Consider the following 26,571-nt stretch of genomic DNA (forward strand, 5'->3'; position numbering starts at 1 on the left):
CCTCTAGCAGTCTTGATTGTAGGGGGTATGGTGACAAAACTTTTTGGTGGGATGGGGATTAGCTTTATCACCACTAACATTCTTCGGATTCTTGCTATTCCGATTATTGCTCAGGTTTTGTCACATTTTCATAGACTGCTTGTCAATTGGTGGCAGGGTCTATCATGCGAAGTAGCGACCAAGAAGTGGGTCTTTTCGGCGAAAACAAGCTTTGCCATCCTGTTTGGCATTTATCTCCTTGGGATTAGTGCCCTTTTGAGAGCAAATGTCTACTATAATGATGATCAAGGGCGATTTTTTAGAGGTAATCGAGGTTGGGATGATTGGAGTCGCTTTTTTACGGAGAGAAGCTCCATTTACTTTTTTGGGGGTAAGTTTGCGGTTGATGTCTCTCCCTATAGTCAGATACTGGCAGTCGCTATCCTAGCTCTTGTTGGTATCCTCCTATTAGGTCTGCTTTATAAGCGTAAGGCATTTACGATTTGGGAAGTAGTAGCACTTGTACCTTTGGGTTTAAATCCTTTTTTCATCGTCAATCTTAGCTATAAATTTGATGCTCCTTTTATGGCTTTCTCACTGCTTGCTGCGGTCTTTCCGCTTGTGTTCCGCTTTTCAGGGGCTAGATGGTATGTCTTAGCTTGTTTTCTTGGAAGCTTACTGGTCATGACATCCTACCAGGCTTCTTTTGGGATTTTTCCCATGCTAGTCATCCTATTGCTCCTGAGAATGTGGCAGGAGAAGGGCTGGCATAAGGAGTTAGGTGGTTTCTTATGGCAGTCTTTACTAGGTTATGGAGCTGGCGCTCTGTATTTCTATCTAGTTGTCATGATTGCTCCTCGTAAAGATTATCTTGATGTAAGTATTCCTGCTCTTTCGGAGATTCCTGAGTTTCTCCTGAAAAACTATACAGCTTATTTTAGCAAGGTATGGGATGGGTCTACCCCTTTGTGGCTTATTACGACTTTTGTTATTTTAGGAAGTTTCCTAGTGTACTTTATTAGTAAAAAGAGAAATCTTATTGGATTTAGCCTACCTCTTGTTTCACTTGTCTTGATGTTGTTACTATCTTTTGGTTTCTACCCCATTCTGGTAGAACCGCAGACACATACTCGTGCCATGTACGGTCTAGCGGTCGTTGTCGTCCTCTGTGGAGTGGTTTTAGTAGAGCAGGGGGGACGACCTGTTTTTCGTTTACCAATTCTTGTCCTTGCCTACAGCTTTTTTATCTATAGTTTGGTCTATGGGAATTCTTTGACAGTTTCTAAGGACTATAAAGACTTCCGTTATCAGTTGGTCTATGAGGATTTGATTCACTTACCACAGTTTAAGAATCGAGAAAGTGTAGAAGTGTATTTTCCTGAAAAGACTCCTCCTCCACCAGCCTTAAGAAAACAGTTTCTTGCCTACCCAATGTTAGAGATAAGTTATAAGGAGTATTGGGAACGAGGAAAGTTGAATGACTTTATTATTGAGGAAATAATTGGTGGCATACCCGACACTCAACTTCCCATGCTAGTAGATACTTACTATCATACGATTTACGGAGATGATAAGACGATTATTATTAAATGGAAAGAAGATGGAAAGCTGATTGAATGATGTTTAGAAACTGTATTCACTGCTTAGCCTTTCCATGATAAAAAAGCACTTCACTTGTAAATACAGGTGTTAAGAAGGAGATTGCATGTCCGCAAAAGAAAACAATAAAAAAATAGTAGCAGGGGGGGGTAATCCTGTTCCTGCTACTCGTCCTTGGATTGAGTTTCTATCCGAGTTTTACAGCTGATACGTATATTCATTTTAATCGCACATGGATGGAAAGTGCCACCAACATGTCTCGTAGAAATGGTCGTCCCTTTATTTCTTTATTCTTTATCCTGACGGGGAGTCTGCATCAAGCGTCAGAACTCTATTTGCTTATCTCAAGTTGTTTAGCACTTTGTTTTCTGGGCTTGTCTGTGTGGTGTTTAGCGAGATTGTTTGAAAAGACTGAGGTAGCTTCCTCTTTGATGGCTCCTTTTTTGTCATTAATCATCTTGGTCAATCCCTTTATCATCAGCTATTTTTTATTTGTTGAACGTGGTATGATGATGTTTGCTTTATTGATGGCTATTCTTGCCACTTATATACGGATTTGCAAACCGATTACGCATTGGCTCCTGGTTTCTACCGTTTTAGCGACAGTATCCATGCTCACCTACCAGTCCTTTACTTCCTTGTACTTGATGCTTTGTCTATGTTTTGCGGTGGAAAAACGAGATGTTAAGACAGCTATTCGTAGCTTTCTCCTCTCCTCGATCCCATTTGTCGTGAGTGGTCTTGTTTCACTTTTTTACCTAAAATTCTTCGGCATTGGTCGATTTAATCTTGAAAATCTTGGACTAGTCGCTCGAATGTTACAACTTTTAAAAAGTTTGATCAAATCATATATTTTAGGTTTCAACATTGGTCCCGATGGTTTTCTTTTGTTTTCACTTTTGCTTGCCATTGGCTATCTCCTCTGGAGAGTGAAACGACAACTTAATGGGACAGCAGCTGAGAAGACAAGAGCGAAGCTTATCTTGCTGGCTCTTCCTTTATTGTTTCTTTTGCCATGTGCCCTAAGTTTGGTTACAAAAGCTGGTTCAGGTGCTCGGTCTACGTATTCGGCTGCTTGTTTGGTTGGTCTCTTCTTATTATTGGCTAGACTAAACTTCAAAAAGGCTAAGCTAGTCAAAGGTACACTAGTCACCCTCTATCTAGCAGTACTTACGCTGACATTTAACAAAATATTTTTACAACAGATAGTCGTCACCCAGTTGGACCAAAACCGTATGCAGGTGGTACAGCAAATGGTTCGTGACTATGAGGAAAAGACGCAGATAAAAGTAACAAAGCGAGCAATATATACAGATGCACATCCTCGCTTGGATAATCAATATACAGACTTTATAGATAGTCATTCGGGAATACTTAACACGGGGAATTTAGTGAAAAGCCCCGTTACAAATTTCTACCCATTTTCAATCTATACGTATATGACAGGGGAAAAGCTTGAAAAAACAGAGAAGGATTCCGCTATAAAAGCCTATTTTAAAAGCAAGGACTGGTCAACCTTCTCACCAGACCAAATCATCATCAAAGGTGATACCATTCATATGGCGGTGTATTGAGGGGAAAGGTCCTCTATTTTAGAAAAAAGAAAAAAATTTAGGCTAGAAGATGGAAAAAAGACAAATATCTCGATTGAGGTTTGTCTTCATTCTGAAAGTCGTTAGTAATGTCATTCTAGCGACTTTGTCTTTGATCTGAGAGTACTTCCTTCATATTTGGAAGTGATGGCGAAGCCATCATGGATGTCTTTCCCACTCCCTTTCTTTATCTCTTTCCCATTTTCAGGAGATAAGCTGAAAAGGGCTATCCCCAGCTCTTTTCACTGTTCAAGGCAATCAAAATGCGTTTTTTAAAGTTTTCATCTTCCTGAAACCAAAGGCATTTCTTTTAAAATAGAACAAAAAACCACCAGCTAAACTGGCGGTAGAGAAGGCTTTCGATTCAATGAAAATCAATTTCAGACGAATTCTATTGGGATGAGAATGAACGGTTGTGACAGGAAATCGGACAAATGACATTCTATCATAAATGGAATCATTGATTATGTACTGGAAAAATTCTAAAGAATTGTAATTGTTCTTGATACAATTGATTGTATTTGCTAGCTTGTGATAAGCTGGACAGAATTGTTTGGATACGACTTGGATAGTCAGTGATGATACCATCTACTCCGATTGAGTCTGCTTGTTGAACACCTTCATCAGTATTGACTGTCCATACATAAAGTAATTTTCCTGATTCACGAATATAGTTAAGTAATTCGTCGGTTAGTTGGTCCAATGGAACACTATAGCCCGTTAGATTAGGCAATTCATTTTCCGGAGGAGTATTCATTAACAAGTATGTTTCGAATTTTGGGGAGTAGGAGAGGGCAGTTTTCATGAAATCATAGCTGCCAGCCTGGAGTTGGTGTCCATCTTTCTCAAAGAGTTGCTGATATTTTTTCATGAAGTTATCCACCATCTGAGGACTATCCTGTTCTGATGTTTTAAAGTCAATTAAGAGTTTCTGATTTTGAGCGGATGCTTCAGCTAGAATCTGATCAAAACTTGCGATTTTGGCAGTATGTCCAGCTGCATCTGTTATTGTCGTTTCTGTTAGACTTGCCAAAGTCAGATCATGGGGACGATAATCAATACCTGCCCAGTTGATCAAACTTGGATCATGAAATGCAATAAACTCAAAGTCGGCGGTCTCCCAAAGGTCGATTTCGATATAATCTGGCTTACTTTGGCTAGCTATTTGGACAGCCTCAACCGTATTTTCGATGGCTTGATGATCATTTAGAGCACGATGAGAAATGACAAGAGGAGACTGAGGCAGATGAAATCTTGCTTCATACTGGGCGAATAAAAAAACAGGTAAGGCTGGAAGAAAAATGACAAGAAGTGAGGAGGGGTTCCACCAAGTGAATCTTTCATTAAATACTATTTTCCACCAGACCCATAAAGGAAGGGTAATGGCAAGGACTAGGTTGCTATATAGAAGAGCAAAAAATAGAATATAAATTGTCTGTACATGATTGGGAAATAGATCTGAGAGTAGGGATTGTGTAAAGCTATTGGCTAAACTTGATCCGTACCAAGTTCCCAGACTCAGTAAGGGGATAAGAATGCTAAGGATACATTTTTGCCACCTAGGACGACGTATTCTATTTTTGGGACGTCTTTGATGACTTTTTGAGTGATTTGTTGGCATAAGAACAATTACTTTCTAAAAAAACATTCTTAACAATTGTATCAAATTTTATAGGTTTTAGCCAATTGAATTAGTGGGATTTCAAAAAACGAAGGTGGCCCCATATATTGCTAATGAAACAATATGAAATTCTTGCTTTTTTATTAAATAAGTTATATAATAAGAACGTTGAAAACTGACTTGTAGATTTACAAGTTACAATTTTCACAAAAGGATTAAAAGGCTTGCCTTTTAAAATAAAGAACTCGATTTTCATAAGGAGGAAATCATTCATGGTAGTTAAAGTTGGTATTAACGGTTTCGGACGTATCGGTCGTCTTGCTTTCCGTCGTATCCAAAACGTAGAAGGTGTTGAAGTTACTCGTATCAACGACCTTACAGATCCAGCAATGCTTGCACACTTGTTGAAATATGACACAACTCAAGGTCGTTTCGACGGTACTGTTGAAGTTAAAGATGGTGGTTTTGAAGTTAACGGTAAATTCGTTAAAGTTTCTGCTGAGCGTGAGCCAGGAAACATTGACTGGGCTACTGACGGTGTAGATATCGTTTTGGAAGCAACAGGTTTCTTTGCTTCTAAAGAAAAAGCTGAGCAACACATCCACGCTAACGGTGCTAAAAAAGTTGTTATCACTGCTCCTGGTGGTAACGATGTTAAGACTGTTGTATTTAACACTAACCACGACATCCTTGATGGTACTGAAACAGTTATCTCAGGTGCTTCATGTACTACAAACTGTTTGGCTCCAATGGCTAAAGCTCTTCATGACAACTTCGGTATCGTTGAAGGTTTGATGACTACAATCCACGGTTACACTGGTGACCAAATGGTTCTTGATGGACCACACCGTGGTGGTGACCTTCGTCGTGCTCGTGCTGCTGCTGCAAACATCGTTCCTAACTCAACTGGTGCTGCTAAAGCTATCGGCTTGGTAATCCCAGAATTGAACGGTAAATTGGACGGTGCTGCACAACGTGTTCCAGTTCCAACAGGTTCTGTAACTGAATTGGTAGCAGTACTTGACAAAAACGTTACTGCTGAAGAAGTTAACGCTGCAATGAAAGCTGCTTCAAACGAATCTTATGGTTATACTGAAGACCAAATCGTTTCTTCAGATATCGTAGGTATCTCATTCGGTTCATTGTTCGACGCAACTCAAACTAAAGTTCTTGACGTTGACGGCAAACAATTGGTGAAAGTTGTTTCATGGTATGACAATGAAATGTCTTACACTTCACAACTTGTCCGTACTCTTGAGTACTTCGCAAAAATCGCTAAATAATCCTTAGTGAAAATCGAAGAGGCTTCGGCCTCTTTTTTTCATTCGTTCTTTTTGTAGATTTGTGAAAAAAATATCTTTATACAAGAAAAAATACAGAAAATATGGTACAATGGTAGGGTAAATTTAAATTAAGGAGTTCTTATCTAATGGCAAAATTGACTGTTAAAGATGTAGAATTGAAAGGCAAAAAAGTTCTTGTCCGTGTGGACTTCAACGTGCCTTTGAAAGATGGCGTTATCACTAACGATAACCGTATTACAGCAGCTCTTCCAACAATCAAGTATATTCTTGAGCAAGGTGGACGTGCAATTCTTTTCTCTCACCTTGGTCGTGTGAAAGAAGAAGCTGATAAAGAAGGTAAATCATTGGCTCCTGTAGCAGCTGACTTGGCAGCTAAATTGGGTCAAGACGTTGCTTTCATCGCTGGTGCTACTCGTGGTGCTGAATTGGAAGCAGCTATCAATGCTTTGGAAGATGGACAAGTTCTCCTTGTTGAAAACACTCGTTTCGAAGATGTTGATGGTAAGAAAGAATCTAAAAACGACGAAGAACTTGGTAAATACTGGGCTTCACTTGGTGACGGTATCTTCGTTAACGATGCATTTGGTACTGCACACCGTGCACACGCATCAAACGTTGGTATCTCAGCAAACGTAGAAAAAGCAGTAGCTGGTTTCCTTTTGGAAAACGAAATTGCATACATCCAAGAAGCTGTTGAAACTCCAGAACGTCCATTCGTGGCAATCCTTGGTGGTTCAAAAGTATCTGATAAGATTGGTGTTATCGAGAACCTTCTTGAAAAAGCTGACAAAGTTCTTATCGGTGGTGGTATGACTTACACCTTCTACAAAGCTCAAGGTATCGAAATCGGTAACTCACTTGTAGAAGAAGATAAGCTTGATGTGGCAAAAGCACTTCTTGAAAAAGCTAATGGTAAATTGATCTTGCCAGTTGACTCAAAAGAAGCTAACGCATTTGCAGGTTACACTGAAGTTCGCGACACTGAAGGCGAAGCTATTTCAGAAGGCTTCCTTGGTCTTGACATCGGTCCTAAGTCAATCGCTAAGTTTGACGAAGCCTTGACTGGTGCGAAAACAGTTGTTTGGAACGGACCTATGGGTGTATTTGAAAACCCAGACTTCCAAGCTGGTACAATCGGTGTAATGGACGCTATCGTGAAACAACCAGGTGTGAAATCAATCATCGGTGGTGGTGACTCAGCAGCAGCTGCTATCAACCTTGGCCGTGCAGACAAGTTCTCATGGATCTCAACAGGTGGCGGTGCATCAATGGAGTTGTTAGAAGGTAAAGTATTGCCAGGTCTTGCAGCTCTTACTGAAAAGTAAAAACTTGCGACGAAAAGAGTTGGGATACCAACTCTTTTCTAGTGCATCGCGTAGAATTTCTACGAAGCTAAGCGAGTTAGAAAGTCTAGCAAGGTGCAGCATTGACTGAAAAGTAAAAATTACGGCGAAAAGAGTTGGGTAACCAGCTCTTTTCTGTATTTCTTGGGATAATGAGTTCATTTTACTTAAAATCATGTTAGAATAGAGATATGTTTAAAAAATATGCATTTGATCCGAAAAAGTTTAGATTGGGAATGCGGACCTTTAAATCCGGTCTAGCTGTTTTTTTAGTTATAGTGCTTTTTGGTTATATGGGCTGGCAGGGTATTCAGATTGCTGCCTTGACAACTGTCTTTAGCCTGCGTGAAGACTTTGACCAAAGTGTGCATTTCGGGACTTCTCGTGTATTAGGAAATACTATCGGCGGTTTCTATGCCTTGATTTTCTTTTTGCTAGATAGATTATTTTCTAATCATTTCTGGGTAACTGCAGTATTTGTCCCCATCTTTGTCATGTTGACTATTATGACCAATGTGGCTATGAATAACAAGGCTGGGATTATTGGTGCAGTCTCTGCCTTGCTCATTATTTCTTTGTCGATTCCTGCAGGTGATACTATTCAGTATGTCTTTATTCGGGTATTTGAAACATTTATTGGCGTTTTTATTGCAATTCTGGTCAATTATGATTTGAATCTTTTAAAAAAGCGATTTCAAAAGAATTGATGTCATAAAATATAACATTGCCTATTGACCGATACAAGAATTTCCCCTATAATAGTGAGCAGAAAGGAGTTCATTATGAGAGAAAAAGAGTTCCGTCGTTCCTTAGCCATTTTTCCAATTGGCAGTGTCATGAAGTTGACTGACTTAACAGCCCGTCAGATTCGGTATTATGAAGATCAGGGCTTGATTAAGCCAGATCGAAATGAAGGGAATCGTCGCTTGTATTCTCTAAATGATATGGACTTACTTCTTGAAATCAAGGATTTTCTGGATGAAGGTTTGAATATTGCTGCGATTAAAAAGGAATATGCAAATCGTGAGGCGAAAGCCAAGGTTCAAAAACAACAGAAAACCTTGACAGATGAGGATGTACGTCGTATCTTACATGATGAATTCAGTCGTCAAGGACGGTTTTCAAGTCCTAGTTCCATTTTCCGTTCGTCGTAATTAGCTTTTAAAAATAGAGGAGAAAAATAATGGCATTCACAGTCGCAGATATCAAACGTGATATTAAAGAGAAAAACGTTACCTTCCTTCGTCTCATGTTTACAGACATTATGGGAGTGATGAAAAACGTAGAAATTCCAGCAACTGATGAGCAGGTTGACAAGGTATTGTCAAATAAAGTGATGTTTGATGGTTCATCGATTGAAGGATTTGTTCGTATCAATGAGTCGGATATGTACCTTTACCCAGATTTGAACACTTGGACTATTTTCCCTTGGGGTGATGAAAATGGTCGTGTAGCCGGCTTGATTTGTGACATCTATACAACGGATGGTGAGCCATTTGCAGGTGACCCACGTGGAAACTTGAAAAAATCTCTTCGTCACATGAAAGAGGCTGGTTTCTCATCATTTAACCTTGGTCCTGAACCAGAATTCTTTCTCTTTAAGATGGATGAGCAAGGCAATCCAACACTTGAAGTAAATGATAAAGGTGGTTACTTTGATCTTGCACCAACGGACTTGGCTGATAATACCCGTCGCGAAATTGTCAATGTCTTGACGGAAATGGGCTTTGAAGTAGAAGCTAGTCACCACGAGGTTGCGGTTGGTCAGCATGAAATTGATTTCAAGTATGCAGATGTATTGAAAGCATGCGATAACATTCAAATATTTAAATTAGTTGTTAAAACAATTGCTCGTAAGCATGGTATGTATGCGACCTTTATGGCAAAACCTAAATTTGGTATTGCTGGTTCAGGTATGCACTGTAATATGTCCCTCTTTGATAAGGATGGGAATAATGCCTTCTTTGATCCAGAAGATCCTCGTGGAATGCAACTTTCTCAAACAGCCTATTACTTCCTTGGTGGTTTGATTGAGCATGCCTATAACTACACTGCGATTACAAACCCAACAGTCAACTCTTATAAGCGTTTGGTTCCCGGTTTTGAAGCTCCTGTCTATATCGCTTGGGCGGGGAAAAATCGCTCGCCATTGGTTCGTGTACCTGCATCACGCGGAATGGGAACTCGCCTGGAGTTGCGTTCTGTAGACCCAACAGCAAACCCCTATTTGGCTATGGCAGTGCTCTTAGAAGTTGGTTTGTCAGGAATTGAAAACAAGATTGAGGCTCCAGCGCCAGTTGAATCTAATATTTATGCCATGTCTGATGAAGAACGTCGAGAGGCAGGAATTACAGATCTTCCTTCAACACTTCACAATGCTTTGAAGGCACTTCGTAAAGATAAAGTTGTTCGTGCAGCTCTAGGTGATCATATCTATACCAATTTCTTGGAAGCTAAGAAAATTGAATGGGCAAGCTACGCAACTTACGTTTCCCAATGGGAAATCGACAACTATTTGGATATGTATTAAACAAAGGACCCTGACGGGTCCTTTGTTCATGAGCCGAGAAATTGGAAAGCGAGTAATGGCTCAAGTGACCATTTTTTCACGAGTCCGGAAATTGGAAAACGAGTCATGGTCCGGTGGAGTGAAACAGTCTGGGAAGAGACTGTTTCAGCCCGAGCTCAGAAATAGCGGGGCGAGGAGATAGACATGAGCTTGAAAACAAGGGGGCGAATTAGGACCCTGACGGGTCCTTTGTTCATGAGCCGAGAAATTGGAAAGCGAGTAATGGCGCTAAGACCATTTTTTCATGAGCTTGAAAACAATGGAGCGAATTAGGACCCCGACGGGTCCTTTGTTCACGAGCCGAGAAACTAGAAAGCGAGTAATGGCTCAAGCGACCATTTTTTCATGAGTCAGGAAATTGGAAATCGAGTCATGATCTAGTGGAGAGAGATTTAACCCTATCAGTCAAGCCAACCAGATGTAGCTATCCTAATTTGTTTTGTCCATTGTAGCAACTGTATTATTTAACAAAGGTAAGCTAGATTAAGCAAAAATCCCACAGGTATAACCTCTGGGATTTTAGTGTGTTATCGGTCAGGCGTCAGAATCATTGGGATAATGATTGGCTCACGTTCTGTTTTTTCGTATAGGAATGGTCGTAGGGCGTTGACGATGGCTCCGTTGACCGTTTGGATATTGGCATCTTTATTGCGCATAGCAATTCGGATAGCGTTGAAAAGGACGCGTTGACTTTCGCGAATAAGCTCACCAGATTCACGCATGTAGATAAAACCACGGCTGAGAATATCTGGACCTGCCAGAATCATCTTGGATTTGAAGTCAACGGTTGCAACAGCAAGTACAACACCGTCTTCTGAGAGGTCACGGCGGTCTTTGAGGACAGCTGCGCCGATTTCGCCGATACGGTTTCCGTCCACATAGATGTCCTGAGCGTTGAAGTGCCCTGCTATGCGGGCAGAATCCTTGGTCAATGCTAGGACATCGCCGTTTTCCATGATGAAGATGTTGTCTTTTGGCACGCCTGTATCAACAGCTAGGCTGGCATGGATTTTTTGCATACGGTATTCGCCATGGACAGGCATGAAGTATTTTGGCTTGATCAAGCGGAGCATGAGTTTTTGCTCTTGCTGGCCACCGTGCCCAGAGGTATGGATGTTGTTGATCTTGCCGTGAATGACATCGACACCGGCTTCAATCAAGATATTGATCAGCTTGTTGACACCTATGGTATTTCCCGGAATAGGACTGGACGAGAAGATAACCGTGTCGCCTGGCTGGAGTTGCACTTGACGGTGGGTACCGTGGGCGATGCGAGAGAGGGCTGCCATAGGCTCACCCTGGCTACCTGTACAGAGAATCATAATCTCGCTGGCAGGATATTCTTTGATCTCGTTTGGCTCGATGAAGGTATCCTTAGGCACCTTGATGTAGCCGAGCTCGATACCATTAACAATGGCTTTTTCCATGGAACGTCCAAAGACAGCGATCTTGCGTCCGGTCTTGACTGCGGCATCTGCTGCTTGTTGCAGACGGAAGATGTTGGAGGCAAAGGAAGCAAAGATGATGCGTCCATGAATGCCTTCAATCAATTTCATGATGGATTGACCGACCACTTTTTCCGAGTTGGTAAAGGTTGGAACTTCGGCGTTGGTAGAGTCGGAGAGGAGGCAGAGAACGCCTTCTTCACCGAGAGCAGCCATGCGGTGTAGGTCTGCTGGCTCGCCAACTGGAGTGAAGTCGAACTTGAAGTCACCGGTACAGACGATTTTTCCTTGAGGGGTATCAACGACGATTCCAAGTGGTTCTGGAATGGAGTGGGTGGTACGGAAGAAGCTGACTTTGAGGTGCTTGAAAGTCAACTCAGTCTTGTGGTTGATTTCATGCAAAGTCGCATCACGGAGCAGTCCGTGTTCTTCCAATTTGCCTCGAATAAGGGCGAGGGCTAAAGGTCCAGCATAGATTGGGACATTAGCTTGCTTGAGTAAGAAGGGAATGCCTCCGATGTGGTCTTCGTGCCCGTGGGTAATGACCAGACCTTTAACACGGTCTAGGTTTTCAACGATGTAGGAGTAGTCTGGGATAACGTAGTCGATACCCAATAGGTCATCTTCTGGGAACTTGATACCGGCATCGACGATGAGAATTTCATCCTTATACTCGATACCGTAGGTATTTTTCCCGATTTCTCCCAAACCACCGATGGCGAAAACGCCAACTTCATGAGGTTTTAGATTGACTGATGACATGGATTAAAACTCCGTAATTTTGAAATCTGCGTGCTCTTTCTCGTACTCAAGATGATTGTCTGATAAGAGGTCGATAAATTCGATGTTGTATTCAGGGCGGTTGGTTTCCACCAATTCACGCGCGATAATACGACCTTCCAATTCTGATGTTGCATCGATGTCTAGATAAAGAGCGCGTGTTTGCTCGCGACGTGGGCTAATTTTTGATTCTTGATAGAATACTTTATAAATCATGTGTAGTATAGTTCCTTTCTTTTTGACTGGCAACTATGAAAAAAGCCCCAAACAGTTGAGCCTGTCTGGTAATGCCTATTCAATTTTCTCGAGTTGTCAAATTATTCAGTCTAAATGTACTCTTCATTATACCATAAAATATGCTGATGGTAAAAGGGTTTGGTAGGAAAATGGAAAAGTGTCATGATTTTCAGAAACAAGCAGAGAATAAATGGATAAATGAGCGAGATTGACAAATATATATTTGTATATTATAATAAATGTAAGCGACATTATCTAATGGGAGAGGAGGTAATTTATGGATGCAGTACCACAAATAGGATTGGGAGAATTTTACAGGGAACTCCGTCGTTCTCGCTTGGTCAAACAAAAGGATGTTGTCGGTGGAGACTTTACAGCAGCCCAGCTATCACGCTTTGAATCGGGCAAGTCTATGTTGGCAGCGGATAAGTTGATTGTGGCTGTCGAGGGTATCAACATGACCATGGAGGAGTTCACCTACAAATATCATGGCTACAAGGAAGCGCCCCATATTGAGCTAGCTAATCTGATTTCAGATTTGTATTATCAACAAAATAGGAATGGGTTGCAGGCCTTGCTGGAGTCAGACCTCTTGAAAGCTGAGGGAAATCTCTATGCTAGGTTAAATGGAATAGTCATCAAGGTAGCACTGGCTGCCTTAGATGGTCAATCTGATTTTGACGATGAGGATAGAGAGTTTCTCTCAGATTATCTCTTTGCCATTGAGGAGTGGACGAGTTTTGAGTTGTATTTATTTTTGAATGCGCAAATGTTGTTGAATGAGCATATGATTGTTAGTCTATTATCTGAGTTGAAGAATAAATCCAAAAGTTATCGAAATTTAAGAAAGCATAGAGATTATTTGAAAAAAATACTGATCAATTCAGTCGGAGAAATGATAGAACGTGAGAAGTACGGTTTAGCGGAGGAGTTTTTAACGGAACTGGAGAGACTGGTTGAGACAACAGATGCTTTTGAACAGATTTTTGTGAATTACTACAAGCTATGTATTTCACTTATCAAATCAGGTGGCTCCATGGAATTTCAAACAAAAACAGAGACATATATTGCCTCCGTTGGATTGATAGTGAGTAGCAAAGTATCGACGCTCTTGGAACGTCATTACAAATTATGTGTTTTAAAAGAAGATTGTTAGTGAAGTCGGAAGAATTGGATAAATAATAATGGGTATGGTTAGTAAAAGGTAAAATACTGATTTTAAAAATGCCTTCTTCATAGCTAATCAAGCCTCCTTGTTTTTTTATTTCATTATAATTCATTTTTTCACGGCAATTATTAACTTGAAAATATGTAATTTTATAAAAAATAAATTACATATTTTCAAGTTTCAATAGTACCAATTGAGTTGTGTTAGAATTTAGACAAGAAATAATAAATGAAATCAAAGACAGGGAGGTATGCGTATGGAGATGTCACCCTATGTTCTCAGTCAGGAATGTGACGATGGTATTGTCTATTTCAATACAAAGAACAATCATTCATTTCTAATCACAAATCAATTATTAGAAAAATTGAAGACTGACGAGGAGACTAGAGAGCAATATAAGGCTTACCTTGAACAGTTTCATTATTTTCCAGAGGACGATGAAGTAAATCAGTCGTTAAGGAAGATACGTGAGATAGACGACACTTTATTAGAGTTTACGATTTTAACGCATGGGGATTGTAATTTTCGCTGTAAATATTGTTATGAAAAATTTGAAAACATTGCTATGTCGAGAGAGACAGAGGATGCAATTCTGAGATTTGCGGAAGAGCAGTTGAGTACTGGAAAGTATAAGGTTTTCAAAGTTTCATGGTTTGGTGGAGAGCCACTGCTCGGATATCGTACGATTCAATATCTTTCTGAAAAATTCAAAGAAATTTGTCATAGACTCAATGTGGAATATATGGCTATTATTACCACAAACGGTTACTTATTATCGCCGAATAAGTTAAAAAAATTGGTTTCTGAATACAAGGTAATTAGCTATCAAATTACTTTAGATGGGGATCAGAATAGTCATGATTGTCAAAGGGTTTTGAAAAATGAAAGAGGCTCGTACGAACGGATATACAAAAATTTACAAGCTATGAAAGATAGTGAACTAGATTTCTTTTGTACGATTCGCTTTAATATTTCAAAAGAGAATCTAGAGAATGTAAAATCTTTTCTATATGAAGATGGCGTATATTTTAAAAATGATAAGCGATTTGGATTTGCTTATCATAATGTTGGTAACTGGGGCCAAGGTGAGCGTTCGGATAAGGATTGTGTTACTTTATTAGAGTATGATGCAAGTTTTGAATTATCTCAACTCGCTATTTCGCTCGGCTACAAAACTACTCTAATTAGTCACTTTTTAAACAATCGTTTCACCTGTTATGCCAATCGGATGAATCACTACATGTTTAATGTAAGAGGGATTGTGCAATCTTGTACAGTCGCATTATATCATCCCCAAAATGTATTTGGTAATATAAATAAAGGTTTTATTAATCATGATAAATTGAGTCAATGGGTGATTGAAGTGGATGAAAACTGTAAATCATGTCCATTTGTCTTAATTTGCAAGTCAGGCCATTGCCCAATGGCCAAGCGGATTTCAAAACATCCATCAGAGGTATTGTGTCGCAGTATACAAAGGGTTGTTGAGAGGAATCTAGCACTATTCGCATTGACTAAATCCTATCATGATATTTTAGATGTGGGCTAGGAGGAGGAAGTTATGACTGTTAATACTAATAAAATTTATAAAGAAGATATTCTCCAAGCGGTTACCAACAACTGTAATATTTGTACAACACCGTAAAAAATTTTTTGAGAGGAGTGCTAGCCTCTCTTTTTGCTATTGGAGATTGTCTATGAAAAGAATACTTAAAATTTATGGTTACATTGACAAAAAATACAAATGGCCGGTTCTAATAGGCTTGGTTATCAATGGTGGGATGACCTTGGTGCAGCCCTTGGTCATGGAGAAAATTCTGCAACTTGGGTCCGGTGATTTAAGTTATGAAAAGATTTGGCAGTTGCTGATTTATGGTTTGTCAGTTTACGCCGTTGTTTATAGTTTTATGTTGCTGTGCAACCATGCTCATAATGTCTTTCGTAGGGAAATCCATAATAGTATCCGTGCAAAGCTATTTCGCAAGTTAGTTGCCAATCCTCATTACAGCCAAAACGATCGCATCACGCTCCTGACACAAGATATGGAACTCTTGGGGGATCGTTATCTTGAGCCTATTAACAGCTATATTAGCTGGGGCTTTGTTACTCTGGTAACGGCGATTTATATTCTGATGCAGGATTTGATTTTAGGTTTGATTTTTGTGGTATTTACCATTCTCAGACCGATTCCGCAGTTTATCTTGAATCGGCGATTAAAGGACTCTGGTCAGGAATATTCAGACCTTCGTACTAAACTACATGAAGAGGTTTCGGATAGTGTCCATGGTAGTGAAACACTCCTTGTCAATCAGAGTATGGAGAAGAGTTATGAGCGGGTCAATCAGGTTCAAAAGACCTATCAACGAGCTATTCAAGGCTATTGTTTTACCCACAATATTGTCTTTTTCTTCAACGGTTTTATGGAGTTTATTAGCCAAATTATCCCTGTGGCTATTGGGTTCTACTTGGCTATGCAGGGGGAGGCTATCACAGTTGCCAAGCTTTTAACCATGTTTATTGCTTCCAACCGCCTGGCTGGTCCAATTCAGAATCTCATGTACATGGCAGTCGATATCCAAGGAGCTCAAGCTATTGCAGATAAAATCTTCGGCATTTTGGAAACAGAGCCTGATTTTGTGGAGCGTAAAGAAAGTCATCTGTCTGACATTAAGGGCTTGCATATGAAAGATTTAGCCAAAGCCTATGGCGATAAGCAACTGTTTGCTGGTCTGAATGTTTCCTTCAAGATGGGAGAAAAGGTTTTAATCAAAGGTGCCAGTGGTTCTGGTAAGACAACGCTCTTTCGGATCTTGCTGGGGCAAGAAACAGCAAATCAGGGGCGGGTGTATGTGACGGAGGCTGGTGGTCAGGAGCGAGAGGATTTTCAGGGCAATATCGGTTTGATTAGCCAAAGTCCGTTTTTATTTAGCGATACCATTCGTTACAATCTGACCTTGGGTGATGATTTCACAGACCAAGAATTATTGGATGTTTTGGGACAGGTTGGGCTTTTGGATGAATTTACAGATATTCTCAATGTGAAGGTAGAAAACAACGGTGATAATATCTCAGGCGGTCAACGGGTTCGTCTGGAAATCGCTCGTTTCCTCTTGCGGAAGAAGGATATTCTCCTAGCAGATGAGGTCACCGCAGCCTTGGATGAGAAAAATGGTAAGGCCGTTCGTAAACTCCTACATTCCTTACCGATTATGATATTGGAAATTGCCCACCATATCGATGAGGATATTCAGTATGATCAAGTGGTAGAGTTGAAAAGAGAAGAATGATAGACTGGGGAATCACAACCCAGTCTTTTCATTATTTGAAAAAATATCCAAGATAGCTTACAATAGAAAGTAGCATTGAAAAGTCTTTCAGTTTGCTTTTAGTACTAGGCAACGAGCTGTAGGCTGTACTGGGGTACGGCAAAGTGAGTTAACGAAGTAATAAAAGCAAACCGAATGACGTAAGGAAAGAGAAACTTATGAAAATACTAGCTTTAGACAGCTCCAACCAGGCCTTATCGGTGGCCTTGGTGGAGGATGGTCGTTTGCAGGCGGAAACCCTGCTGGCTGTCAAGAAAAATCATAGTATCAGCCTCATGCCTGTGGTCGATTTTTTGGTGGCACAGGTGGGCTGGACGCCCAAAGACTTGGAGCGAATTGTGGTCGCTCAGGGACCTGGCTCCTACACGGGTCTGCGGGTGGCGGTGGCGACTGCAAAGACCTTGGCCTACACCCTCAAGATTGACTTGGTGGGGCTATCTAGTCTTCAGTCCCTGGTTCCGCCTAGCCTGACGGGTCTGGTGGTGCCCCTCATCGATGCCCGCCGTAACTGCGTCTATGCAGGTGTTTATGAAAATGGCAGAGCAGCCGAGCCAGACCGCTACTGGTCTTTTGAGGACTTGCTTTCTAGCCTGTCTGGCAAGGAGAATATCACCTTTGTCGGCGAAGTAGAAAACTTCATGGAGCAAATCGAGCAAGTTCTGCCAACTGCCCATTACCAAACTAGTCTGCCGTCTGCCTATCAGCTGGCGGTGCTTGGTCAAGACTTGCCTGCAGTAGATGTCACCAGCTTTGAGCCCAACTATCTCAAGCGAGTAGAGGCAGAGGAAAACTGGCTCAAGGACAACCAAGCTGGCTCAGAAAGTTATATCAAGCGTGTATGATAGAGATTAAACACTACGACGGTCAGGAAAATCTGGCAGAGGCTGTTTTGGCAGTTATGCAGTCGGTCTATGACCAATCTCCTTGGAATTTGGAGCAGATTGTGTCCAGTATGGCTAGTCAGGATGAGGACTACTATCTGGCCTATGAGGGTCAGGAATTGGTCGGATTTTTGGCTGTTCAGACGGTGCTGGATGAGATGGAAATCTTGCAGATTGCTGTCAGGGCTGATTTTCAGAGGTTGGGAATCGCCAGTCAACTGATGGCTGCTGTGATGGACTGGGAGGGGGATATCTTCCTCGAAGTGAGAGAGTCCAATCGTGCAGCTCAGGCCCTCTATACACGCCAGCATTTTACCAAAATAGGAAAACGAAAAGACTACTACCGCCATCCTGTCGAGGACGCGGTGCTAATGAAGAGAGAACGGAATGAAAGATAGATTGATTTTGGCGATCGAGACTTCGTGTGACGAGACCTCGGTGGCTGTTTTGCGGAATGAGGCGGAGCTTTTGTCCAATGTCATTGCCAGCCAGATTGCCAGCCACCAGCGGTTTGGTGGGGTGGTGCCCGAGGTGGCCAGCCGTCACCATGTGGAAGTGATTACGGCCTGTATCGAGGAGGCCTTGCTGGAGGCGGAGGTGACGGCAGAGGACTTGACGGCTGTGGCTGTGACCTATGGGCCTGGCTTGGTTGGTGCTTTGCTAGTCGGGATTTCGGCTGCCAAGGCCTTTGCTTGGGCTAATGGTCTGCCGCTCATTCCTGTCAACCACATGGCAGGGCATTTGATGGCGGCGCGTGCGGTTAAGGAATTGGAATTTCCCCTCTTGGCCCTCTTGGTCAGCGGCGGACACACGGAGTTGGTCTATGTGTCAGAAGCGGGCGACTACAAGATTGTCGGCGAAACGCGAGATGATGCGGTCGGCGAGGCCTACGACAAGGTGGGGCGGGTCATGGGACTGCCCTATCCAGCTGGTCGGGTCATCGATGAGTTGGCACATGAGGGGCAGGACATTTACAACTTCCCTCGTGCTATGATAAAGGAAGATAATCTGGAGTTTTCTTTCTCAGGTTTGAAATCTGCCTTTATCAACCTCTACCACAATGCCCAGCAGAAAGGGGAAACCTTGTCTAATGCGGACCTGTCAGCCTCTTTCCAAGCCTGTGTTATGGATATTCTCATGGCCAAGACCAAGAAGGCTTTGGAACAATACCCTGTTAAGACCTTGGTCGTAGCGGGCGGTGTAGCAGCCAATCAGGGCTTGCGAGAACGGTTGGCGGCTGAAATCACGGATGTAGAGGTCATCATTCCCCCGCTTCGCCTCTGCGGTGACAATGCTGGTATGATTGCCTTGGCAGCCGTTAGCGAATACAACAAGGAAAACTTTGCTGGTTGGGACTTGAATGCCAAGCCTAGTTTAGCTTTTGAAAATTTGTAAGAAAGAAACAGCGGATTTTGATGCCCAGCTTTTTCTAATGATGTACCAACTTTGTTATTGACGAGGGAGAGATTGTCTCCTATACTAGAATGATATAACTTGATTTCAAAGGAGAGAAGATGAAAGTACAGGATTTTCGCGAAGGGATGCGTGATGCTATCCCCACAGCTCTGGGCTATGCTAGTATCGGCCTAGCCTGTGGAGTGGTATCGGTCAATTCAGGCATTTCTGCAGTGGAAATGGCTTTGATGAGCCTCTTGGTCTATGCAGGGAGTGCCCAGTTTGTCATCTGTGCTATGATTTTGGTTGGAGCACCCTTGTTGTCGATTGCGGTGACGGTTTTCTTTGTCAACCTGCGGAATTTTCTTATGTGCTTACATACAACGACCATTTTTCAGGGCAACAGTCTAGGCTCCAATATCCTGATTGGCTCTTTTGTGACGGACGAGTCCTATGCGGTTCTCTTGCGGAAATACATTGAGGACAAGCAGATTGCCCCTAGCTGGATGTACGGCAACAACTTTGCTGGCTATGCTTCTTGGGTTATCTTTACCACTCTGGGCAATCTCATCGGTGGTTTGATTCCAAATCCCGAGCAGTTTGGCTTGGATTTTGCCTTGGTTGCCATGTTTGTCGGGATTTTCTCAGGGCAACTAGAGGCGATGGCTCGGACTATTCCTTTGAAAAAAATCGGCTTGATTTTGCTGGCGGTTGGTCTAGCCTATGTCGGCCTGTCTGTGCTGGTGTCGTCTTATGTGGCTGTACTCTTGGCGACGATTTTGGGTTGTTTTGTGGGGGTGATGATTGATGATAAAAACTAGTATTCTATTGATTATTCTGGCGGCGGCCCTAGTGACCTGGGTGCCACGCGTCCTACCTTTTGTACTGACGCAGAACAAATCCCTGCCTCCAAAGTTGGTGAAATTTCTCAGCTTTCTACCCATCACCATCATCTTTGCCCTGACCCTGTCCAGCATCATGGATGAAGAGGTGGGCACACTCCCCAGCCTTCTCCCCGTCGAAAGTCTGGCCCTCATTCCGACCTTTTTGGTGGTCCTAAGGACCAAAAATATCCTCCTCGCAGTAGTAGTTGGTGTCTTGACGACAGCTGCTCTCCGCTTGGTGTTCTAGGAGGGGCTTATGGTTAAGGAAAATGCCAGAGGTGTGATACTTTGTCTAGTCTTGGCTTTGGTGGGACAGTGGTTAGGTAGCTTGTTTCCATTGGTGGGTGGGCCTGTTTTTGCCCTTCTGATCGGGATGAGCCTGCATTCCTATGTCGCAAGGAAAAATGCCTTTCAGTCAGGCTTGACCTTTACCTCTAAGAAGATTTTGCAGTATGCGGTGATTTGCTTGGGATTTGGTTTGAATCTATCTGCGGTCCTGGCAGTTGGTCGCCAATCTCTACCAATTATTCTGTCAACCATCAGTATTGCCTTGTTTTTGGCATTTCTGATGTGGAAATGGTTGCCCATTTCATCTCATCTAGCGACCTTGATTGGCGTAGGGACCTCTATCTGTGGAGGCTCTGCCATTGCGGCGACAGCTCCCATTGTCCAGGCAGATGATGAGGATGTGGCACAGGCTATCTCGGTCATCTTTCTCTTTAATGTCTTGGCGGCCTTGATTTTTCCGACTTTGGCAACTTGGCTTGGGTTTTCGACCGATTCGGGTCAGGCCTTTGGGATGTTCGCCGGAACGGCGGTCAATGACACCTCGTCGGTGACTGCAACAGCGGCTACTTGGGATAGTCTTTACGGCCTGGGCAGTCAGACCTTGGACACAGCTGTGACCGTCAAGCTGACGCGGACCTTGGCTATTATTCCCATTACGACGGTCTTGGCGATTTGGCGGAGTCGAGGAAAGGGAGTTCAGGCAGACAAGAGTTCACTCTTGACAGGTTTTCCGACCTTTATCCTCTATTTTATCTTGGCTAGTCTGGTGACTACAATGGCAGGTCATGGTGGATTAGGGACGGATTTTTTTGCCCCGCTCAAAACTCTGTCCAAGTTTCTCATTTGTATGGCCATGGCTGCTATTGGTTTGCGAACAGATGTCTTTTCTTTGGTGAAAAATGGCAGAGCTGCTCTTCTGATTGGTCTGATTTGCTGGCTGGGAGTGACTGTGCTGACACTGGTTTGGCAGGCAATCTTGGGAATTTGGTAAAGTAAAACTCTTCGAAAATCAAAATTATCCGTTGTCAACTTGGTTTGATGAACCTCAGTTCTATCATCACCTTCGTTTCCTAGGCTACTCTTGATTTTCATTGAGTATAAAACAGCCTTCTCTTGCGAGAGGCTGCTTTTTCATTCCTTCAATCTAAAGGTCTGCGGAGCTTTTTTCAATAAAATCCAATAACCGATGCTGACATAGGTAATCATAGCTATGGAAATGAGTAGGATGTACAAGTGACTGCCTAAATCCAGCTTGATATTGAGATAGGCCACCCAGTAGAGAACGCCACTGAGAAATTTATAGACTGGGTTGACAACCTCCATATCCTTGGTAAAGGGTTGGAGAATATAGTAGATAAAAAGGTCGTGGAAGGAAAATAGGGCTGTTAGACTCAGCAGGAGCAGAGCAGTTAGGAGATAGGTTTCAATAGGTAGTTGCGCTCTGGTAAAGATGATGAGGGCCAATAATAGAGAACCAGAGAAGGCAGCATTTAATTTTACAGTTTGCAGAAAACGATAATGAAAGCCTGCAATAATGGTCTTTGCTTCGCGGTAAAATGGATAGTGGAGCATGGAAATGTCGCAATTAACAAAGACCATCTGTGCGACTGCCTTGCCCATGGAGGCCACATACATGACCATGAACGCAAAAGGTAGTCCCTCGATGTAGTTGGTATTGCTTATCTGAATGTCCTCTTTTGAAAACCAACGAATTCCTTCAATAAAAAGGACAATAGCCAAAAGACAACCCAAGCGAAAATGCAGTTTTTTCGTAAGGACAGAACGATAGCGGTCAAATAGCAGAGCGTTTAAGTAGGTCATGCCTGACAGATGGGACAGGTCTTTCCCTTTTTCTATACTAAGCTTAGCCTGCATCTGCAAACCCTGACGAGTAAATTCATTGCCCTTGGTCATCTCAAAAATCTTCTTATCCATTTGCAAGGACTGGTCCATACAATAATAGAGATAGTCCAGATGATTGGTCTGTTGTTTCAAATAACCGTAGCCAAACCAAATCAGCAAGACCTGACAGGCAAGGACAGGCAGTAAAAAGATGGGCGACAGATGATTGCGGAAAAGGATAAGGCTGGCAATGGCTGCTAGACCAGTACCCAAGATAACCCAGTATTGCCAAGAATTACGGCGGGATAGAATCTGACGATTAAAAAACCAGCGGTTGAGAGCCTGTCCAGCAAAGCTTCCTGCTGGAATGGTCAGTAATCCTAGAGGCAGATAGAGCCAATTTCCTGACAGGCTAGAAAAAATCAGCAGGGCAGGCAGGTAGAACAGACTGGTGATAATGGGCTCTACAAAGAGTTGACTCTGGAGAAAACTAGATTGAGAAAGTCCAAAATTTTGCATGAATTCCCGTTCGGACTTGGCGATAAAAGGCTCAAATCCCTTGCCAAACCGATAGGCATAGCCAACAAAGACCATCCAAATGGCAAAGCCTAGAAGCCAGGTCCCTGGAAGAATATTCCAAAAAGTCAATTCCTCACTGGCTAAGATATTCATCCAAAAGGAAGCAAAGTAGAAATTCAAGACCAGCCACAAACCCTTGACCAGAAAGCGACTGGGGATGGAGAGGATGTGCAGGATTAAAAAGAGACCAGACTTAAAACTGTAAGACTTGAAAATACTCTCTGGAATGCTCTTGCCAACAAGTGGCAGTTTTCGCAGGTAGTAGAAAAATCCGTTGACGGTCCGATAGAGATTGTATTTTTCCTGATACCAAAAATAACGTAGAATGGTTTTCATAAGTCCCTCCTAGTCTGCGGTCAAAAGGGCAACCACTTCCTGTTCAAAATCAGGATCGTGGAGCTTGTCACTCGGAACAGCCTGTAATTCTTGGTGATGCAGGAGGACAATTTCGTCGCAGAGATCCTGAGCCAGTTGTAAGATATGGGTTGAAAAGATAATAACGGAATCCTTTTTAGCCTCCCGAATCAGCTGTTTGAACTCGTGGGCAGCCACAGGGTCAAAGGAAGTCAGTGGTTCATCTAAGAGCAGGACAGGTGGCTGGACAATTAAGGACAGGAGCAACTGGACCTTGTTCTGCATACCGTGGGAAAAGTCCTTTAGCAGACGGTGCTGGTCTTCTAGTCCGATACCCACCAAGTTTAGCCATTCTTCTGGACTACGAGGAGATTTGAGCTTATCCTTGTGGATATCCATATAGAAACGCACAAACTCGTAAGCCGTCATAAAGGCAGGTAGTTGCGGATAGGTCTGGGTAAAACCGATGTCCGTATTATCGTAGTCAAAGGCATTTTCATCCTTCACAAACTGAATCGAGCCACCATCCAAGGTCAGATTGCGGGCAATGCAGTTGAACAAGGTCGTCTTACCAGCTCCGTTCCGCCCCAGCAAACCGTAAATCTTGCCTTGTTCAAATTGAAAACTGGCGTTCTCCAGAATAATCTTGTGATCAAATTTTTTAGAAATAGAAGAAAGTTTTAGTTGCATAGCCAATCTCCTTTTTTGTTATATTGTTATAGTTTTATTATACAATAAAAACAAAAAAATTCAAGCAGATTTTTGCTTGAATTTAGAAAGAGGATAGGGATTGTTTTTGCTGACCCTGGCCATCGAAGTTACAATCCTTTAGCCAGTTTTCAAGGGCACGCTTTCGATCGGGCCATTCTGTGTCTAGTATTGAAAACCAATCGGTGTCCCGGTTGCGATTCTTATAAACTAGAGCCTGACGGAAGGTGCCTTCGTAGGTAAATCCCAGGCGTTTGGCAGCAGCTTGACTGGCTTGGTTGAGCGAGTCGCATTTCCATTCATAACGTCGATAGCCCAGTTCTTCAAACACATAGTTCATGAGAAGATAGTGAGCTTCTGTCGCCTGTCGGGTCCGTTGCAGTTGTGGCGAAAAGAGGACCCATCCCACTTCAATGACGCGGTTAGTTGGGTCAATACGCATAAGTGCAAAGGTTCCGACTGCCTGATTGGTTGCTTGGTCAATAATAGCTAGATAATAGGGGTCGGTCGAGTCCAAAAGAGTCTGGAAATAGTCCTGAAATGTCGCTCTGTCCTTAAAGGGTTCAATGGGTAGATAGGTCCAGTCGGATTTCTTAGCATTGGGGCCATAAAACTGATAGAGATCATCTGCATGGTACAGGCTCAGTTTTTCTAAGCGAACTGTTTGTCCTTGTATAGTCTCCAGGCTTGGTTGCTCGCCACTGGTGTAATGTGGCAAGGGCAGGCCAATCTCTTGGCCGAATGAATTGATAGGCATGATTTCCTCCTAATAATGCAAACTCCCCGCCACCCAGCCAGTTGCTAGACAGTAGGTGATGTTAAAGCCACCTGTGTGGGCGTTGATATCCAAGACTTCACCAGCAAAGTGGAGGCCTGGGACCTTCTTGCTCTCTAATGTTTTTGGATTGATTTCCTTGAGGTCAACGCCACCCTTGGTCACAAAGGACTTGGCCAGGGACATCTTGCCTGTAATCTTGATAGGGAGGTTTTTGAGGAGAATGACCAGTTTGGTCAGGTCTTTTTGGGAGACCTGTTTGACCTTGCAGTCGTAGTTTTCAGCGAAAAAGTCTGCTAGGCGGTCTGGCATGAGTTCAGAAAGGGCATTCTTGACGGATTTTTCTCTGCTCTTTTCTAAATGCTCAAACAAGTCCTGTTCAGAATGGGTCGGCAGAGCATCGAGGAATGCGGTTTCGCCGCCTTTGACAAAACTAGACAGACGAAGAGCAGCGGGCCCCGACAGGCCAAAGTGGGTAAAGAGCAGGTCGTGGGTGATGACGTGCTTGCCGTAGGTCAGGGTGACGTCGTCCAGGGAAATGCCTTGGAGCTTTTTGTGGGGGAAATCGGTCAGGACAGGGCTTTCGGCAGCCTCAATCTCCGTGACTGCCAGCTTAAAGTGGCGGGCAATGTCGTGACCAAAGCCAGTCGAGCCAGTGGAAGGGTAGGTCTTGCCGCCGGTGGTGACAATGAGCTGGGGAGCTGTAAAGACTTCCTCGCTGGTCTTGACATGGAAGAGGTCGTCAATCTTGCGGACGGACACCACCTCAGTCCCTGTACGGATGTCCACGCCGTTTTCCAGCATCTTCATCTCCAGGCACTTGATAATGGTCTGGGAACGGTCGGTGGTCGGAAAGACACGGCCGTGGTCCTCCACCTTGAGCTTGACCCCATTTTCCTGAAAGAAATTCATGATGTCGTGGTTGTCAAACTGAGAAAAGACACTGTAAAGAAAGCGGCCGTTGCCAGGAATGCCAGCTAGTAGGTCTTCCAAAGTACCGTTGTTGGTCACATTGCAACGTCCGCCACCTGTGCCAGACAGTTTCTTGCCCAAACGCTTATTTTTTTCAAGGAGCAGGGTCTTCTTGCCGTAAAAACTAGAAGAAATAGCGGCCATCATGCCAGCAGGCCCCGCTCCGATAATAATGGTATCTACTGTATTCATGCCTTTATTGTATCATATTTTTATCAAGAAAGTAGTTTGGGTCTTTGCTATGATTTGTGGAGTTTTTCCTTGAGATTGCGGAAGACCGTTGACGGGTTAGGGGAGTATACTTAGACTAAGGGAAATTAGTTTTTATCAAGAGCCTGTATGTACAAGCAAAGTAATTTTGTGGAAGCTGCATTGTGAATCCAGGTTCTAACAACTCCGTCTGTAGCATGAAAGAAAGTAGGTAGAAGAATGGTAACTGGGCAAAGAGAGTATCGTTTTCCAGAAGGTTTTTTGTGGGGCTCCTCCACTTCAGGTCCTCAAAGTGAGGGAAGTGTAGCTGGTGATGGAAAAGGGTGGAATAACTGGGATTACTGGTACAGTCAGGAACCTAAGCTCTTTCACCAGCAAATAGGACCGGAACAAACATCGACTTTTTATGAACATTTCCAGTCAGATTTGGATTTGTTGGTGGAAACAGGTCATAGTATTTTTCGCACCTCTATACAGTGGTCACGTCTGATTCCGGAAGGGATAGGCGAGGTCAATCCGCAAGCTGTGGAGTTTTATAGGGCTGTATTTGCAGGTATTCGAGAGCGTGGGATAAAGCTTTTGGTCAATCTTTATCATTTCGATTTGCCTTATGTCTTACAGGAAAAAGGGGGCTGGGAAAATAAGGCAATGTCATTAAGTTAAGCATTTAAACAATTAAAGGAACTATTCCCGTCTGAGCAGTTTATGACCAAACGGGAA

The 26,571-nt window shown here is 42.9% G+C and carries 23 protein-coding genes and 1 pseudogene; 17 read left to right on the plus strand and 7 right to left on the minus strand.

The window, feature by feature from the left end:
• A partial coding sequence (locus SST111_RS11190) for a glucosyltransferase domain-containing protein (RefSeq protein WP_218963968.1) occupies positions 1-1,599 on the plus strand: 1,599 nt, incomplete at its 5' end.
• Between the two features lie 233 nt (positions 1,600-1,832).
• Positions 1,833-3,152 (plus strand): glucosyltransferase domain-containing protein, encoded by a 1,320-nt coding sequence (locus SST111_RS11195; protein WP_373560746.1) that lies wholly within the window; start codon positions 1,833-1,835, stop codon positions 3,150-3,152.
• Between the two features lie 475 nt (positions 3,153-3,627).
• Here SST111_RS11195 and SST111_RS11200 read toward each other — a convergent pair whose 3' ends face one another.
• Positions 3,628-4,791, minus strand: a complete 1,164-nt coding sequence (locus SST111_RS11200) for a glycerophosphodiester phosphodiesterase family protein (protein WP_099811444.1) — start codon at positions 4,789-4,791, stop codon at positions 3,628-3,630.
• 272 nt (positions 4,792-5,063) lie between these two features.
• On the opposite strand from SST111_RS11200, the gene gap reads away from it, so the two are divergent.
• From gap to glnA, 5 genes are all read left to right on the plus strand, one after another.
• A complete protein-coding gene (gene gap / locus SST111_RS11205) occupies positions 5,064-6,074 on the plus strand; it encodes a type I glyceraldehyde-3-phosphate dehydrogenase (RefSeq protein WP_024397990.1) in 1,011 nt (336 codons plus the stop codon).
• Positions 6,075-6,220: 146 nt separating this feature from the next.
• Entirely contained in the window at positions 6,221-7,420 is a 1,200-nt protein-coding gene (locus tag SST111_RS11210) for a phosphoglycerate kinase (RefSeq protein WP_099811446.1), read from the plus strand.
• Positions 7,421-7,629: 209 nt separating this feature from the next.
• Positions 7,630-8,145, plus strand: coding sequence for an FUSC family protein (locus SST111_RS11215; RefSeq protein ID WP_099811449.1), 516 nt, complete (start codon positions 7,630-7,632; stop codon positions 8,143-8,145).
• Between the two features lie 75 nt (positions 8,146-8,220).
• Complete coding sequence (locus SST111_RS11220) at positions 8,221-8,592, plus strand: MerR family transcriptional regulator (RefSeq protein ID WP_002940041.1); 372 nt, start codon at positions 8,221-8,223, stop codon at positions 8,590-8,592.
• Positions 8,593-8,621: 29 nt separating this feature from the next.
• Entirely contained in the window at positions 8,622-9,968 is a 1,347-nt protein-coding gene (gene glnA, locus SST111_RS11225) for a type I glutamate--ammonia ligase (RefSeq protein WP_099811451.1), read from the plus strand.
• Between the two features lie 566 nt (positions 9,969-10,534).
• Here the strand turns inward: glnA and rnjA are convergent.
• Positions 10,535-12,214: a ribonuclease J1 gene (gene rnjA / locus SST111_RS11230; RefSeq protein WP_099811453.1), complete on the minus strand. Its 1,680-nt coding sequence runs from the start codon at positions 12,212-12,214 to the stop codon at positions 10,535-10,537.
• A gap of 3 nt (positions 12,215-12,217) precedes the next feature.
• Entirely contained in the window at positions 12,218-12,448 is a 231-nt protein-coding gene (locus SST111_RS11235; RefSeq protein ID WP_044754810.1) for a DNA-dependent RNA polymerase subunit epsilon, read from the minus strand.
• 298 nt (positions 12,449-12,746) lie between these two features.
• Between SST111_RS11235 and SST111_RS11240 the strand changes: the two genes are divergently transcribed.
• From SST111_RS11240 to SST111_RS11280, 9 genes are all read left to right on the plus strand, one after another.
• Positions 12,747-13,625: an Rgg/GadR/MutR family transcriptional regulator gene (locus SST111_RS11240; RefSeq protein WP_099811455.1), complete on the plus strand. Its 879-nt coding sequence runs from the start codon at positions 12,747-12,749 to the stop codon at positions 13,623-13,625.
• 268 nt (positions 13,626-13,893) lie between these two features.
• Positions 13,894-15,186, plus strand: coding sequence for a radical SAM/SPASM domain-containing protein (locus SST111_RS11245; RefSeq protein WP_099811457.1), 1,293 nt, complete (start codon positions 13,894-13,896; stop codon positions 15,184-15,186).
• A gap of 148 nt (positions 15,187-15,334) precedes the next feature.
• Positions 15,335-16,924 carry an ATP-binding cassette domain-containing protein gene (locus SST111_RS11250; RefSeq protein WP_099811459.1) on the plus strand — a complete coding sequence of 530 codons (1,590 nt, stop codon included), beginning with the start codon at positions 15,335-15,337 and terminating at the stop codon, positions 16,922-16,924.
• A 197-nt stretch (positions 16,925-17,121) separates the two neighbouring features.
• Positions 17,122-17,805, plus strand: a complete 684-nt coding sequence (gene tsaB, locus SST111_RS11255) for a tRNA (adenosine(37)-N6)-threonylcarbamoyltransferase complex dimerization subunit type 1 TsaB (RefSeq protein ID WP_099811461.1) — start codon at positions 17,122-17,124, stop codon at positions 17,803-17,805.
• Positions 17,802-18,242 (plus strand): ribosomal protein S18-alanine N-acetyltransferase, encoded by a 441-nt coding sequence (gene rimI, locus SST111_RS11260; RefSeq protein ID WP_099811463.1) that lies wholly within the window; start codon positions 17,802-17,804, stop codon positions 18,240-18,242. Before tsaB ends, rimI begins: the two co-directional genes overlap by 4 nt.
• Positions 18,232-19,239 (plus strand): tRNA (adenosine(37)-N6)-threonylcarbamoyltransferase complex transferase subunit TsaD, encoded by a 1,008-nt coding sequence (gene tsaD, locus SST111_RS11265; protein WP_099811465.1) that lies wholly within the window; start codon positions 18,232-18,234, stop codon positions 19,237-19,239. The genes rimI and tsaD overlap by 11 nt, the downstream gene beginning before the upstream one ends.
• 119 nt (positions 19,240-19,358) lie before the next feature.
• Positions 19,359-20,060 carry an AzlC family ABC transporter permease gene (locus SST111_RS11270; RefSeq protein ID WP_099811466.1) on the plus strand — a complete coding sequence of 234 codons (702 nt, stop codon included), beginning with the start codon at positions 19,359-19,361 and terminating at the stop codon, positions 20,058-20,060.
• Positions 20,047-20,370: an AzlD domain-containing protein gene (locus SST111_RS11275; RefSeq protein WP_099811468.1), complete on the plus strand. Its 324-nt coding sequence runs from the start codon at positions 20,047-20,049 to the stop codon at positions 20,368-20,370. The genes SST111_RS11270 and SST111_RS11275 overlap by 14 nt, the downstream gene beginning before the upstream one ends.
• Positions 20,371-20,379: 9 nt before the next feature.
• Positions 20,380-21,402: a YeiH family protein gene (locus SST111_RS11280; RefSeq protein ID WP_099811470.1), complete on the plus strand. Its 1,023-nt coding sequence runs from the start codon at positions 20,380-20,382 to the stop codon at positions 21,400-21,402.
• Between the two features lie 140 nt (positions 21,403-21,542).
• On the opposite strand, the gene SST111_RS11285 is transcribed toward SST111_RS11280, so the two are convergent.
• From SST111_RS11285 to SST111_RS11300, 4 genes are all read right to left on the minus strand, one after another.
• The gene (locus SST111_RS11285; protein WP_099811472.1) at positions 21,543-23,168 is read right to left on the minus strand and encodes a hypothetical protein; all 1,626 of its coding nucleotides are present in this window, start codon (positions 23,166-23,168) and stop codon (positions 21,543-21,545) included.
• Between the two features lie 9 nt (positions 23,169-23,177).
• On the minus strand, positions 23,178-23,876 hold the full coding sequence (locus SST111_RS11290; RefSeq protein WP_099811474.1) for an ABC transporter ATP-binding protein: 699 nt from the start codon (positions 23,874-23,876) through the stop codon (positions 23,178-23,180).
• Positions 23,877-23,958: 82 nt separating this feature from the next.
• Complete coding sequence (locus tag SST111_RS11295) at positions 23,959-24,651, minus strand: GNAT family N-acetyltransferase (protein WP_099811476.1); 693 nt, start codon at positions 24,649-24,651, stop codon at positions 23,959-23,961.
• 9 nt (positions 24,652-24,660) lie between these two features.
• Positions 24,661-25,833 carry an NAD(P)/FAD-dependent oxidoreductase gene (locus SST111_RS11300; protein ID WP_099811478.1) on the minus strand — a complete coding sequence of 391 codons (1,173 nt, stop codon included), beginning with the start codon at positions 25,831-25,833 and terminating at the stop codon, positions 24,661-24,663.
• Between the two features lie 237 nt (positions 25,834-26,070).
• Here SST111_RS11300 and SST111_RS11305 point away from each other — a divergent pair.
• Positions 26,071-26,499 (plus strand): annotated as a pseudogene (locus SST111_RS11305) (family 1 glycosylhydrolase); the annotation flags it as partial.
• Positions 26,500-26,571 lie beyond the last annotated feature (72 nt).

Source organism: Streptococcus suis YS161, from assembly GCF_002760245.1.
Lineage (GTDB): Bacteria > Bacillota > Bacilli > Lactobacillales > Streptococcaceae > Streptococcus > Streptococcus suis_I.

Excerpts from the sequence above, each read along its gene's own strand:
- SST111_RS11295 (WP_099811476.1), bottom strand. The coding sequence starts at position 24,651 with ATGCCTATCAATTCATTCGGCCAAGAGATTGGCCTGCCCTTGCCACAT.
- SST111_RS11270 (WP_099811466.1), top strand. The coding sequence starts at position 19,359 with ATGAAAGTACAGGATTTTCGCGAAGGGATGCGTGATGCTATCCCCACA.
- SST111_RS11300 (WP_099811478.1), bottom strand. The coding sequence starts at position 25,833 with ATGAATACAGTAGATACCATTATTATCGGAGCGGGGCCTGCTGGCATG.
- gap (WP_024397990.1), top strand. The coding sequence starts at position 5,064 with ATGGTAGTTAAAGTTGGTATTAACGGTTTCGGACGTATCGGTCGTCTT.
- SST111_RS11240 (WP_099811455.1), top strand. The coding sequence starts at position 12,747 with ATGGATGCAGTACCACAAATAGGATTGGGAGAATTTTACAGGGAACTC.
- tsaB (WP_099811461.1), top strand. The coding sequence starts at position 17,122 with ATGAAAATACTAGCTTTAGACAGCTCCAACCAGGCCTTATCGGTGGCC.
- SST111_RS11285 (WP_099811472.1), bottom strand. The coding sequence starts at position 23,168 with ATGAAAACCATTCTACGTTATTTTTGGTATCAGGAAAAATACAATCTC.
- SST111_RS11200 (WP_099811444.1), bottom strand. The coding sequence starts at position 4,791 with ATGCCAACAAATCACTCAAAAAGTCATCAAAGACGTCCCAAAAATAGA.
- tsaD (WP_099811465.1), top strand. The coding sequence starts at position 18,232 with ATGAAAGATAGATTGATTTTGGCGATCGAGACTTCGTGTGACGAGACC.
- SST111_RS11215 (WP_099811449.1), top strand. The coding sequence starts at position 7,630 with ATGTTTAAAAAATATGCATTTGATCCGAAAAAGTTTAGATTGGGAATG.
- SST111_RS11280 (WP_099811470.1), top strand. The coding sequence starts at position 20,380 with ATGGTTAAGGAAAATGCCAGAGGTGTGATACTTTGTCTAGTCTTGGCT.
- SST111_RS11235 (WP_044754810.1), bottom strand. The coding sequence starts at position 12,448 with ATGATTTATAAAGTATTCTATCAAGAATCAAAAATTAGCCCACGTCGC.
- rimI (WP_099811463.1), top strand. The coding sequence starts at position 17,802 with ATGATAGAGATTAAACACTACGACGGTCAGGAAAATCTGGCAGAGGCT.
- rnjA (WP_099811453.1), bottom strand. The coding sequence starts at position 12,214 with ATGTCATCAGTCAATCTAAAACCTCATGAAGTTGGCGTTTTCGCCATC.
- SST111_RS11210 (WP_099811446.1), top strand. The coding sequence starts at position 6,221 with ATGGCAAAATTGACTGTTAAAGATGTAGAATTGAAAGGCAAAAAAGTT.
- SST111_RS11195 (WP_373560746.1), top strand. The coding sequence starts at position 1,833 with ATGTCTCGTAGAAATGGTCGTCCCTTTATTTCTTTATTCTTTATCCTG.
- SST111_RS11290 (WP_099811474.1), bottom strand. The coding sequence starts at position 23,876 with ATGCAACTAAAACTTTCTTCTATTTCTAAAAAATTTGATCACAAGATT.
- SST111_RS11250 (WP_099811459.1), top strand. The coding sequence starts at position 15,335 with ATGAAAAGAATACTTAAAATTTATGGTTACATTGACAAAAAATACAAA.
- SST111_RS11275 (WP_099811468.1), top strand. The coding sequence starts at position 20,047 with ATGATAAAAACTAGTATTCTATTGATTATTCTGGCGGCGGCCCTAGTG.
- SST111_RS11245 (WP_099811457.1), top strand. The coding sequence starts at position 13,894 with ATGGAGATGTCACCCTATGTTCTCAGTCAGGAATGTGACGATGGTATT.
- glnA (WP_099811451.1), top strand. The coding sequence starts at position 8,622 with ATGGCATTCACAGTCGCAGATATCAAACGTGATATTAAAGAGAAAAAC.
- SST111_RS11220 (WP_002940041.1), top strand. The coding sequence starts at position 8,221 with ATGAGAGAAAAAGAGTTCCGTCGTTCCTTAGCCATTTTTCCAATTGGC.